Source organism: Streptomyces odontomachi (assembly GCF_024435355.1).
Classification (GTDB): Bacteria; Actinomycetota; Actinomycetes; order Streptomycetales; family Streptomycetaceae; genus Streptomyces; species Streptomyces odontomachi.
Window position 1 is genome coordinate 156,623 of record NZ_JAMJWG010000008.1, and the last position, 13,998, is coordinate 170,620.

The window sequence follows — 13,998 nt, forward strand, 5'->3', positions numbered from 1 at the left end:
GCGCCGTTGCGGCGCGTGCTGCGGGGTCTCTTCGACGACGACCGCAGGGCCGCCGAGTGACTTTGCCAGGCACTGGACGACGAGGCAGGCGCGCTGGAAATCACCGCAAGGCTCGCTGACGAGGTCGGCCGGGTGACCGACACGCTCACCCAACAGCTCCTGCACCAGCACCCGCTGGTACAGACGCAGAGTGCCCGTCTGGGCGGCCTGCTCATGGCGCTGACAGCGGTCCAGGCACGGGGCTACCGCCTCCCGCTGGCCGGTCCGCTCCGGGCCCTGGTCATCGTGCAACCGGCCTGCCTTGCGCTGTCCCTGCTGGGCGCCTCCACCGGATGGCTCACGATCAGCGCGATCTGGCTGGCCGCGACCGGACGGCCAGCCGCTCCGGCTTGGCCGGTGCTGTGCACGGCTGCCCTCGTGGCAGCAGCGGTCACCCTGGGCGTGCGAGCCCCACACCACATGGCGCCCGCCCGGGTCACAGGAAACGCCGCCGTGGCGCGCCCTACTTCCGGCCACACCAGTACATGACTACATGTCAGACCATCCCGCAACGACCCAGCAACCGGCACCGTGACCGAGCCATAACTCACCGCACTCAGTACATTCGTTACGCCGCCGACCTGCGGAAACACAGAGACAACTGCCATTGCCCCGGCGACTGAACGTTCCCCGAGAACGCCGCAACAAGCAGCCGACACCTCCGGCGGCAAGCCACTGACCTGAGGTTTCACACTCAAGGCCAGAAGGATGAGATTCTCATACGTTGAACCGGAACGTTAGCCGCGACGCAGTCACCTGCGGAAACGCCGAGCCTTGCCGATTGATCCAGCATCTATCCAGCAACCGGCATAGGGTCCGCCGGATCACCGTCCAAACCCCCACCATCCATCAAGTCTGAGTCCCAGGTGCGCCCATGGCAGAGTGCGGATCCGGTCGCCGAACGACAGATGCCGCAGGACGTAGACGACACAGTAAGCGAACTGGCCTGAAGCGGATTCGCGAGATCGCGCACTACTAAGGGGGATACTCAGCACGCACAGTGGCGCCTGCCATGATCTCGACATCGGTCACCCCACTCCGCGGAGTCTCGGTGAAGGCGCCCCTCCACCTTTGTCCTGGGTCGGATAGTGGCAGAGGTGGCCTCGCTGCTTGACGGGCGAGCTCCATGCCACCGTGCGCGAGCCGCAGGAACAAACCGTTTTAGGTCAACATTGCTAGCGGGAGCGTTCCGCCAGCGTTAGCAAAAGGTGGGCCGACTCGGGCCTGAGAAAGTCGGAATGAGCACCAGCGGGCGAGAGTCGGATGTGGCGTCCACCCCGATAGAGCCAGTCGGCGTTGATGTTGACCACCCGATGATCCAGGGTCTGGGGCGGGTATGTCTCGTCCGTGCCTAGCAACTGTGTCGAGAACTGAGGGACCGGGGCCGACCCTGTTCCCGAGTGCCCGATGCCGGGTGCGCCTTCGGCCCGCAGGTGCCAAAAGCCGGTGGCTCTGTCCCAGCGGGAGTGTGTCAGCACGAGTGGGCCCCCAGCGGGGCGCCGGGATTCTCGTCCGTGGGGAAGAGCGTCGCAAAATGGCGGCCGAACATGTCCCTGGGAGCCGCCATCTGGAAGATCAGTGCGCTGTCGATGGTAAAGGGCCGCAGGGCCGAGCAGACAACTCCTTGGGCCGTCGGCGGCCGACCGGACTGGTCCCCGCCCGCCCGAGAACGACGAAGCGCCACCGGAACCGTCGAGCGCGCCGCCGTCCTCCTCGACGGAGACAACGACGACGAAGCCGCCGCCCATCTCGTCGGCGTCGGAGAACTCCTGGATGCGGTCGCCCAGACCTCCCCAGCTGCCACCTGCGCCGAGCTGGCTGCTGCCGCCCGCGCCTTCGAGCGTGCCACCCGCAGCCACGTCCGCGCAGCGCGCGCCGATACCCGAGCGCTCCGCTCGGCTGTCCGGGGCATCGTCCGGGCCGGAGGCGCGCTCGGTCGGGGCGAGGACGGCGGCGCCACCGCCATGCTCGTCTCCACCCTGATCCTGATCACCCTCGCCGCCGCCCGTTGGCACTCCGCCCGCGGCCACGCCCAGCAGGCCCACGCCTCCCGACAGACCGCCGAGCATCTGCGAGCCGCCTACCGCCAGGCTGCTGTCACACCCATGAAGGCACTACACGACCAAGGCCGCGCCCTGCCCGAAACCGAACGCCGAACTCACGAGGCCACGATCCGTGCAGCCCTGCCGGAACAGGGGCCGCGAGCAGCCGCCTCGTCGACGAGGACCGATGCCCTGGCCGCCACCCTTGCGCACGCAGAGAAGGCAGGCCACGACCCCAAGGCCCTCCTCCAGCAATCCATCGACATGCGCGAACTCGACACCGCCGAGGACGTGAACGACGTCCTGGTATGGCGCCTGCGCCGCCTCGCGCAGCTCCCCGCTCACCCTGGCGAAACAACTCGCCGCCCGCAGGCCGGTACTAGCCACTGCAAGACCTCGGTCAACCGCACCAGCACCCGGACGGCACCCACGATTGCAGCTGGCCCCGCCGACTCCGACCTGCGCAACCGCCCACCACGCCGCTGACCGGACTTCGCGAAGCCTCGTAACAACCGGTTCCACCGGCTATTACGGAGGGAACAGGAGGCCCTCGACCGGGCGATGACGCTCGTGCTCAGAACCACCCACCGCCCCGCCGAGCCGACGCCCTTGCTGCCTATCGGCACCTACCTGGACTAGAGCAGAGCTAGTGGCGGGTGTGACGCGTGTCGCCATTGACCGAACACACCAGATCATCACATCATCTTCATCTGTTCTCTTTTGGGTGAATATTTTGGGGCGGGGTGGAGTCGTGTACATGCGCGATCGAAGACGTAGTTGGCGTCAGGCGTTATGTAGAGGGGTGATTACCGTCGCGCTGCTTGGGGGCCTGGCTCCGATCGCAGGGGCGGCGGAGGCTTCAGTACCCACCGGTGAGGCGGCGAACTCGGTGGCTGCCGGGGGGACTGCCAGGTCCAAGGCGAGTGTCTTAGCCGCAGAGACCGGTGAGCGAGTGGAAGTGGACACGGCCACGTCCGAGTCCTCTCAGTTATTTGCCAACCCTGATGGCACCTTCACACAGGAGATGAACGCAGCACCGGTCCGGGCCCGACAAGGTAGCGGGGCATGGGCGCCCATCGACACCACCCTCCTACGCGAAGCGGACGGCTCCGTGCGGGCGAGAAACACGACGGCCGACGTGACCTTCTCGGGTGCGGGCAGCGGGGACGAGGTCGTCACGTTGGAGGACAAGGGGCATGAGCTGCAACTCGGGTGGCCGACTGCGCTCCCCGAGCCAGAACTCGACGGCTCCACCGCCACCTATGCCGGTGTCTTTCCGGATGTCGATCTGAAACTGACGGCGCTGAGCACGGGCTACACCTCGGTGCTCGTGGTCAAGACCGCGGAGGCGGCGCAGAATCCGGCCCTTGAGACGATCAAGATGACCGTATCGAGCGAGGGCCTGGACATCGCTTCGACCGCTGACGGCGGTTTCGTCGCACGCGACGCAGACGGCACCCCGGTGTTCGAGAGTCCCGCAGGACGGATGTGGGACTCGGCCGGTGACACCCCGGCCGGGCTGGCCCCGCAACTGGCCCGCTCGACTTCTTCAGCAGATGCTGGGGACGAGCCGACGGTCCCACTGCCTGCCGCCGGGGGTGAACCGGCTCCTACGGAGGGCCCTAGCAGTGGTGACGCGAAAGCCGACGTCCCGCTCAAGGTCACGAACAGCACGGTGCAGGTACAGCCCGATCTGGGTCTGCTCCGTGGCAAGGACACCGTTTTCCCGCTCTACATCGATCCGCCTACCAAGGGCATCGCATTGGGCGACTGGACCGCGCTGTCCTCGGACGGGGACAAGTTCTGGGAGTTCGACGGCGACAAGGGCGTGGGACGCTGTTCCAACTACGCCGGATACCTGTGCTCGTACAGCCCATATACCCAGCGCCTGTACTTCGAGTACCCGCTGTCGTCGATCCACGGCAAGAAGATCCTGGACGCGACGATGGAGGTGTACCAGAAGTGGACATTCACCTGTGACCCTCACTGGTACGACCTGAGCCGGGTGGACAAGGGCATCGCCTCCAGCACCACATGGTCGTCCCGTCCCACCGGGGTGGACCTGATGGGCGACCGGAACGTGGCATACGGACGGGGCGACGAGTGCAAGCCGTCGCAGCCGGCGAACTGGGTGCGCTTCAGCGACAACGTAGACGAGGAGACGAACGAGAACCTGACCACGACCCTTGCTTCCTATGCTGCCAAGAAGACTTCCCAGATCACCTTCTCTCTGACCGCCCACGACGAGTCTGACGCTGGCGCCTGGGCCAGGTTCCGCAATGACGCGAAGCTGTCGGTCACGTACATCTCCTACCCGGACAAGCCCACGTCGACCGGTGTTCAGCAGGGCACTACGGGGCATGCCTGCAACACGTCCACGCTGCCGTTTGCCACCGGCGACACGACCCCGAAGATGCTGGCCACGGTGCAGTCCGTGGATGGCTCCAATGCACAGCTGCGCGCCATGTTCGAGGTGTGGAAGGCCGACGGTTCTAGCCGCACCTGGTACGCCTACTCACCCGACGGTGCATGGGTGGCCGACAATGCTCCGCGCACTGCGAGTTCCACGGCGCTGCCGGCGCAGACTGACTATCGCATGCGGGTCAAGACTCAGGCGTACTACAAGACCGACCGCGGAGCCACGGGTGTTCTGGACTCGCCCTGGTCGTCCTGGTGCTATTTCCGAGTCGACACCGATTCACCGCCCTCCCCGATAGTGACCAGCGCAGATGGCATCTACCAGCCGGCCGAGACGGATCCGGCAGCTGGGGGCGTGGGCGCTCCCGGCAAGTTCACCTTCACCCCGGCGGACACCGACGCGGCCCAGAGCGGCATCCAGTCCGACGTCACCAGCTACAAGTGGCGGCTGAACAGCGGACCGGTCTCCGACCCGATCACTGTGGACACGGGCACGGCCACCATCCAGACGATCACTCCGAACCAGGCCGGTGAGAACACCATTCAGGTCTGGGGGTACGACGCGGCCGGCCACAGCTCGCTCACGGGCTACTACAGCTTCCTGGTGAAGGGCGCCGAGAAGCCTTCGGGGATCTGGCATCTGGACAATGGGACGGCTGATTCCACAACGGCTATTCCGCACCCGTTGACTTCCTCGGGAGTGACCTGGGACGAGCTGGCGCGCAGCGGTACAGGCGCTGCGAAGCTGGACGGCACCAGCGCGTATCTGTCCACGTCTGGACCGGTGTTGGACACCACGAAGTCCTTCACCGTCTCGGTCTGGGCACGCCTGGCGAAGAAGGGCATCAACTACACCGTCCTGTCTCAGTCAGGCACGAACGCCGCTGGGTTCCAGCTGTACTACTCCAGCACCTACAACGCCTGGATATTCAACCGCCACCAGACCGACGTCACTTCCCCTGTCATCATCCGCTCGATCAGTGCAAAGCCTCCGGTGCTGAACGCCTGGACCCACCTGGCAGGTGTGTACGACGCTGCGTCGCAGACCGTTCAGCTTTACGTCAACGGCGTCCCGCAGGGCAATCCGGTGGCGTTCACGAAGCCATGGAACGCATCTGGCGGTCTGCAAGTGGGACGGCTGGGGCATGCCTCGACCGGTACGGAGAACTTCTCCGGATCCATCGACGAAGTGAAGGTCTGGTCCCGCGCCCTGGCGGACACCGAGATCGCCCACGACGCCTGGCTGGAGGACGAGGACCTCAGCGACGGCACCTCCGGTGACCCGGTCCCCGCCCTCGTCGCGAAGTGGGATGCAACCGATGTGACCAACGCGACCGGTTCCACGGTCAAGGACACCAGCGGCTACGGCCGCGACATGACCCTCAGTGGAGCCGCTCTCACCCAGATTACGACCGGTGACCCGGCGGCAGGTGAAGATGTCACCACGACGCAGACCATGACCCTGAACGGCGCCAGCGCTTACGCCGGTGCCACCGGCCCGATCGTGGACGACTCCGGTTCGTTCACCGCGACCGCCTGGGTGACTCTGGATCCGGCCAAGCTCGCCGACACCAGCAAGGCGTACGCAGTGCAGGTGCTCGGGCAATCGGGTACGACCCAGCCCTCGTGGGGGATCTGGTACGAGCAGCCTGCAGGGAGTACCCAGGGACGGTGGACGTTCGGCCGCCCCGACAAGGACGGTACCGGTGCGGCTTGGACTGAGAGTGAGTCCACCGCGTTCACCACCGCCGAGCTGGGTGTTCCGACCATGCTGACGGTCGTGTACGACGCCCAGGCCGCGGCCGACCCCGACAACACCTCCAAGCTCGGCGCGCTCAAGCTCTACGTCGATAACGCGCTGATGGGTGACGAGGACGGCATCTCGTACTCGGCTCCCTGGCAGGGCAGCGGAGCCTTCGAGATCGGCCGGGCGAAGATCGACGGCGCTGCCACGCGCTACTTCCCCGGGACGATCGACAGCGTCCGAGTGTGGACGGGAGCTACTTCCACCAACACCGTCGCCGACCGGTACAACACGGAGCAGCAGCAGTAGCCGCTGGATCGGGCAGGGCGGGTGGAGACACCGGCCCTGCCCGGTTGTCTCTCCATCGGCGGGCATGTCCGAGGCCATGCCATCGAGATCCCGTGCTCCGGCACCGACCTTGCCGCCCATGCTTCCCCACCCACATCCACGAACCGGGATAACACCATGTCTAGAGCACCCGTCCACAGGCGTGTGCCAGGGGCTGTCTTATGCCGCTGGCTCGGTCGAGGCGCACTCGTCGTCTCTTTCGCGCTTCTCCCTCAAGTCGTGCCCCCGTCGGGCTACGGCCTCATCGCCCAGGCCCAGTCCGCGACAGCTGACAAGAAGCTCGAGGATCGGCCCGAAGCGAAGATCGACAAGGTTGGCGGCTTCAAGCCCGGCACGTCCAAGGCTCCGAAGGACAAGGCCGCTTCTGCCGCCCGCCAGGCACGTGAGCGGATCAAGAAGGCCTCGTGGCCCAAGGCCGGGAAGACCACAGCCTCGGTCGCTGCGACCGGCGAGGCCAAGGTCACCGTCGGTGGGCTCGGCGTGAAGCTCGCGCAAGAAGCCGTCCTGGCACCTCGGTCCGCGAAGCACAAGCAGTCGAAAACCAAGGCGATGGCCACTGGCCCCGCCGAGAAGGTCGCGCTCAACCTCCTCTCCCAGACGGCCGCGAAGAAGGCGGGCGTCAACGGTGTCTTGCTGACTGTCGACCCGGTCGGTGCTGGAAAGGACGCCAGTGTCGACACTGACCGTCTGCGTGTCTCTGTGGACTACTCCTCCTTCAGCGACGCTTACGGCGGCAACTTCGGCCCCCGACTGCGCTTGGTCACGCTTCCGGCCTGCACGCTGACCACTCCGGCCAAGACGTCCTGCCGTATGCAGACCCCGGTGGTGGGTGCCGGGAACGATGCGAAGACCCGGACTCTGACCGGTACCGTCTCCGCTCGCAGCTTGGCTGCGAGCCCTCCCGTGGTGCTGGCGGCGGCGGCCGACAATTCGGGAGCTGGCGGAGACTACAGCGCCACGTCGCTGTCTCCGAGCGCGACCTGGGAAGCCGGTGACAGTACGGGTGACTTCACCTGGGACTACCCGCTGCGGATGCCCCCGGCCACGGCCGGCCCGGAGCCGAACCTGTCGATCTCATACAACTCCGGCTCGGTGGACGGCCGCACAGCCGGGGAGAACAATCAGACCTCTGTTGTCGGTGAGGGCTTCTCCATGACGGAGTCCTACATCGAGCGCAAGTACGCCTCCTGCAAGGACGACGGGCACAGCGACAAGGGTGACCTGTGCTGGAAATACGCCAACGCCACCCTCGTCCTCAACGGCAAAGCTGTCGAGCTGGTCAACGCCTGTGACGACAAGACGGCCTGCGACGCCGCGGCCCTGTCGCAGGCCTCCGGCGGCACGTGGAAGCTGAAGGACGAGGATGGCACTCGCGTCGAGCACCTGACCGGTGCTACGGGCAACGGCGACGACAACACCGAGTACTGGAAGGTCACCGACCCCGCCGGCATCCAGTACTTCTTCGGAAAACAACGGCTGACGGGCTGGAGCGACAAGGGCACCTCCGACACCGCCGACGACGATCCTGTCACCAATTCCGTGTGGTCCGTCCCGGTCGCAGGCGACGACTCCGGCGAGCCCTGCTACAAGTCCACCGGCTTCGCCGACTCCTTCTGCACCCAGGCCTGGCGCTGGAACCTCGACTACGTCGTGGACACACACGGCAACGCCTCCAGCTACTGGTACGACAAGGAGACGAACTACTACTCCAAGAACGCCGACACCACCGTCGACGGTACGGGCTACACCCGCGGCGGCTACCTCAAGCGCATCGACTACGGATTGCGCGATGACCTGATCTACTCCAAGCCTGCCGCCCAGCAGGTCAGCTTCGATTACGCCGAACGCTGCATCACTTCCGATGGCTGCGACAGCCTGACCAAGGACACCAAGGCCAACTGGCCTGACGTGCCTTTCGACATGATCTGTGCGTCCGGCACCAAGTGCACCACCCAGATCGGCCCGGCCTTCTTCACCCGCAAGCGCCTGACCGATGTCACCACCTCGGTGTGGACCGGCACCGGCACGACCCGTCGCGATGTGGACACCTGGCACCTGGCACAGGACTTCCCAAACACCGGTGACGCCTCCTCGCCGAGTCTGTGGCTGAAATCCATACAGAACACCGGCAAAGCCAACAGCACCGCAGCTGTCATGCCACCCGTCATCTTCGGCGGCGTGCAGATGGCCAACCACGTGGAGGGAAGCGGCCCGGACACCCTGCGTTACATCAAGTGGCGGGTGCGCACGATCAAGTCGGAGACCGGCTCGACCCTCACTGTCAACTACTCCGACCCCGAATGCATCTGGGGCACCACCATGCCGGCGCATATCGACAAGAACACGCGCCGCTGCTTCCCCATCAAGTGGTCCCAGTCCGGGGCAGAGCCCGTAACCGACTGGTTCCACAAATACGTCGTCACCTCCGTCTTCCAGGATGACCCCTACGGCCACAACGACGCCCTTGAGACGGACTACGACTACGACAGCCCTGGCTGGGGCTTCGCCGACGACGAGGGCCTGACCAAGCCGTCCAACCGAACCTGGTCGCAGTGGCGCGGCTATGCCAAGGTCACACAGACGTCCGGTGACTCCGAGGGCCCCCGCAGCAAGAAGGTGACGCTCTACATGCGTGGCCTCGACGGCGAGAAGGAACTCGACGGCACCCCGAGGGACGAGAAGGTCACCGACTCCACCGGCACGTCCATCGACGACTCCCGCCAGTACGCCGGCTTCGTCCGGGAGACCATCGCCTACAACGGCACCGAGGAAGTTAGCGGCACCATCAACACCCCCTGGTCTCACAAGACAGGAAGCCACACCTACAGCTGGGGCACCACCGACTCCTGGATCCTCCAGGCAGGCGAGGTCGCCACCCGCACCAAGACCTCCACCGGCACCCGTACGGTCAAGACGAAGACCACGTACGACACCACGTACGGCATGCCGATGACCGTGGAGGACAGCGGCGACGCCGCCAAGACCGGCGACGAGACCTGTACGCGGACCACATACGCCCGAAACACGTCGGCCGGGTTGGTGGCCAACGTCAGTCGCGTCGAGGTGTACTCCGTCTCCTGTGACACCACCCCGGTGGTGCCCGACGACGTCGTCTCCGACGTCACCACGGCCTACGACAACGAGGCGGTCGGCGTGGCGCCCACCAAGGGCGACACCACCGCCACCTACCGGGTCGCGAATTACGACCCGGAGGACAAGACACCCGAATATCAGAAGGTCTCCGGCACTACCTACGACAAGCTGGGCCGCGCTGTCACCGAGACCAACGCCGTCAACGGCACGGTCAAGACCACGTATGTCCCCGACGATTCCGGCTACGGTCCGCTGACGTCCAAGATCTCCACCGACCCCAAGCAGTACACGTCCACCACGGAGGTGGACCCGGCCTGGGGCACGGCCACCAAGACCACCGACGCCAACGGCAACATCACCGAGTGGTCCCTGGACGCGCTCGGTCGCCTGCGGTCGGTCTGGAAGCCGGACCGCTCCCGCGGTCTCGGCGACGCCGCCAGCATCGTCTACGCGTACAGCATCAACAACGACAAAGAGACCTGGGTCCGCACAGACACCCTCAAGGCCGACGGCAAGACCTACAACAGCTCCTACGAGATCTTCGACAGCCTCCTGCGCTCCCGCCAGAAGCAGTCCCCCGCCCCGAACGGCGGGCGAGTGATCTCCGAGACCCTCTACGACGACCGCGGCTTGGCCTACCTCACCAACGAACAGGTCCACGACAACAACGCACCGTCGGGCAAGCTCGCCAACACCTACCCCGGTTCCATCCCCGCCTCCACCGAGACGATCTTCGACGATGCCGGCCGGGCCACCGAATCGATCTTCCGGGTCTACGACCAGGAGAAGTGGCGCACCAAAACCGACTACCAAGGCGACCGCACCGCCGTCACCGCCGCGGCCGGCGGCACCGGCACCATGAGCATCACCGACGCCCACGGCAGGCTCATCGAGCGCCGTGAGTACCGCGGCCCCGACCCAACCGGCGATGACTACACCCGCACCCTGTTCAAAAGCGACGCCGCCGGCCGGCTGACCAAGATGACCGGCCCGGACAACGCCGTCTGGTCGTACGGCTACGACCTGCGCGGCCGCAAGATCACATCCACCGACCCCGACAAGGGCACCGTCACTACCGCCTACGATGACGCCGATCGGCCGGTGACCACCAAGACGACTCTCGACGGGGTGACCCGCACTCTGATCACGGACTACGACGAGCTCGGCCGCAAGACCGGTACCTGGGACGGAGTGAAGGACAACACCCATCAGCTGACCAAGTTCACCTACGACTCCCTCGCAAAGGGCAAGGGCCAACTGACCGAGGCCGTCCGGTACGTCGGCGGTACCAGCGGCAAGAGCTACTCGCAGGCCGTCACCGGCTACAACAGCCTCGGCCGCCCCAAGGGCACCGAGACCGTCATCGACGCCAACGACCCCCTGGTCGCCGCTGGCGCACCGCAGACCTTCCGCACCTCCACCACCTACAACATCGACGGCACCATCCAGTCCACCTCGATGCCCGCGGTGGCCGGCCTGCCCGCCGAGACCGTGACCAATAGCTACAACGATCTGGGCATGCTCACCGGGACCGAGGGCATGACCGACTACGTCCAGGACATCGGCTACTCCCCATATGGCGAGATTGAGGAGACCCGGCTGGGCACCTCCACTGACGCCAAGCAGCTCCAGGTCATCAATCGCTATGAAGACGGCACTCGCCGACTGGCCAACACCCACACCGTCGATCAGACCAACGCCAGCTACACCAGCGACATCGACTATGTCTACGACGCCACCGGCAACGTCAAGTCGATCACGGATCAGGCGAACGGCAAGGACACCCAGTGCTTCGCCTACGACGGCTACCGCCGCCTGACCGAAGCCTGGACCCCGGCCTCCAGCGACTGCACCACGGCCCGATCAGCCAACGCACTGGGTGGCCCGGCCCCGTACTGGACCAGCTGGACCTACAAGACCAGCGGCCTGCGCGACACCCAGACCGAGCACAAGGCCGCGGGTGACACCGAGACGGACTACAGCTACCCCGCCGTCAATGACAACGGCACCGGCCAGCCCCACACTCTGACCTCCACCACCGTCGACGGCGGCACCGCCAAACCCCTTACGTATGACGAGCAGGGAAACACCACGCGGCGCTATGGCCCCACCGGCATCGCGCAGAGCCTCACCTGGGACATCGAAGGAGAGCTCGTCCGCCTCGCCGAAGGCACCAAGACCACCGACTACCTCTACGACGCCAGCGGCGAACTCCTCATCCGCCGCGGCCCCGACAACACCGTCCTCTACCTGCCAGGGCAGGAACTTCACTACGACACCGGAACCAAAAAGTTCAGCTGCCAGCGCTACTACGCGGCCGGTGACGTCACCGCCTTGCGCACCGAGACCGGCCTGACCTGGATGATCGACGACCATCACGGCACTACGTCGATGGCGGTCGACGCCACCACCCAGACCGTCACCCGCCGCTACACCAAACCCTTCGGCGAGAGCCGCGGCACCACACCGTCAACCTGGCCCGACGACAAGGGCTTCCTCAACAAACCCGTCGACACCACCACCGGTCTCACGCACCTCGGCGCTCGCGAGTACGACCCGGTCACCGGACGTTTCCTCTCCGTCGACCCGGTCCTCGTCCCCGACGACCACCAGTCACTCAACGGATACGCCTACGCTAACAACACCCCCGTCACCAAAGCCGATCCCACCGGCCTGCGGCCGCGCACGGCCTGCGAGACGGGATGCAGCGATGGCAAGGGCGGCGGCTACACGGACCACCTGGAGATGGGCCCCGACGGAAAGTGGGTCTACTACTCCACGCAAACCTACGTGACCAAGGTGCCCGGAACGTCGAACACATACCTTGGCACGACGGTGCGGACCAGAGGCCGAAAGACGACCGGGGTCGACATCGTCGTATTCAAGAAGGGGCCGAACCCCAAACCGGAACGGAAGGACGGTCAGAAGGGGCCCGATGGCGAGTCGACCGTAGACCTCTCAGCCGAGGAACTGGTCGCGCTCTGGGCAATCGGTGGACCGAAAGAGATCACCCTTCCCCCGGACGGCGAATTCGTCAGGCAGCTACGCACGGAGGACCACTTCCGATCCTTCACCAGGATGATCCGGGGCCTCATCAAGGACGGTGTGTACTCGACAACGAAGCATTCGTTCGACAAGGATCACTCAAAGCGGACCGATCTCGAGAAGGCATGGGAGGGACTTACCGACGTAACCGGGTTCTTCACATCGGGAATCTACGGAGCCAGCCCCGCAAGTCTCGCGCTCGGTTCCTACAACCTCGACTACCAACTTCTCGGGGTCACCTGCGTGCCGCCCCAGGTAGATTCAGAGTGGGACCATGGCGGATACGTCGGTCATGTGAACGTACAGATCTCCAACCGTATGACGGTAGCCTCGGCCACCCGCAGTCTGTCGGACGACGGGTACAAGAAGGGCAGCAGTAACCCCATTATGAAAGCGGGATCGGATGCCGTTAAACGAATCTTCCCTGATGGACAGAAGGACATCACAGTTAAGATCAACTGGATCGAGGACGTATATGTGCCGTACTAAGATAAAATGGCCGCTATTCCTCGCCATCGTAATCCTTTCCGCCCTCGTCACATGTGTGTCCGCGTGCGGAGTGGAAGATAATTATCCCGTCCCGACAGAAGGCCAAGTCATCGGTTCCTGGAGTAACCCGGGAGGGGACTGGATCAAGTTTCAGAAGGGGGGCACAGGCCTCATCTCCCGGGGCGCGCAACTTCAGCTGAGTGCACTGATGAAACCAGCCGACACCAAGGATGTGTGCACGTTCTCTTGGGGGGTGGACACGGTACCGGGAGGGGGAGGCAAGTGGGTATCCGTTAATATTAAGAGCGGACAGTGCAGAGGGGGTGAATTTGGTCTCTATAGCTACCACGGAGAAAATTCCGGGGAACTATTTCTGTCACCGGCCGTCGAATACCCGGAACACGACGAGGTCTATTCGCGATCGAAAGCCACTCCGTCGGACCCGTGATCGTCGTCACCCCCATCCCTCTCTACTTGCGAGCACTGCACGTGCTTTTGCCCGCGAGGGCGAACACCTTGCCACGCCTGTGCGTCTGCTGCCCCGTTCCTGAGTGGCAGCTGGCTGGGCGAACTGCTTGAGCCGACCGCCGCACCTGCGGGTATGCGGCAGTCTGGGTCGGGCCGCGACCGCCTCCCGGCGTGCGAAGCGCTGGGAGGCAGTTCGTTATGGCTGCACCTCTGGGGTGAGCAGGTCACTCAGCGCAGCCGCCCGCTGCCACAACATGGCGTTCGCCACCTGCCGTGATCCCACCCCTAACGACACCGCCCGTCCGGCTCCCG

At 65.2% G+C, this 13,998-nt stretch carries 4 protein-coding genes; all 4 read left to right on the forward strand.

Going from position 1 to position 13,998, the window contains the following annotated elements; translation table 11 throughout:
* The first annotated feature begins 132 nt into the window (after window positions 1-132).
* The 4 genes from NQO67_RS18530 (at window position 133) to NQO67_RS18545 (ending at window position 13,218) form a co-directional block, all read left to right on the forward strand.
* Window positions 133-528 (forward strand): hypothetical protein, encoded by a 396-nt coding sequence (locus tag NQO67_RS18530; protein WP_255951156.1) that lies wholly within the window; start codon window positions 133-135, stop codon window positions 526-528.
* 1,058 nt (window positions 529-1,586) lie between these two features.
* Entirely contained in the window at window positions 1,587-2,567 is a 981-nt protein-coding gene (locus NQO67_RS18535; RefSeq protein WP_374119026.1) for a hypothetical protein, read from the forward strand.
* 466 nt (window positions 2,568-3,033) lie between these two features.
* Entirely contained in the window at window positions 3,034-6,552 is a 3,519-nt protein-coding gene (locus tag NQO67_RS18540) for a laminin G domain-containing protein (RefSeq protein WP_255951157.1), read from the forward strand.
* 156 nt (window positions 6,553-6,708) lie between these two features.
* Entirely contained in the window at window positions 6,709-13,218 is a 6,510-nt protein-coding gene (locus NQO67_RS18545; RefSeq protein ID WP_255951301.1) for an RHS repeat-associated core domain-containing protein, read from the forward strand.
* Window positions 13,219-13,998 lie beyond the last annotated feature (780 nt).

Coding starts and splice junctions, on each gene's coding strand:
- NQO67_RS18535 (WP_374119026.1), top strand. CDS start 1,587: ATGTCCCTGGGAGCCGCCATCTGGAAGATCAGTGCGCTGTCGATGGTA.
- NQO67_RS18545 (WP_255951301.1), top strand. CDS start 6,709: ATGTCTAGAGCACCCGTCCACAGGCGTGTGCCAGGGGCTGTCTTATGC.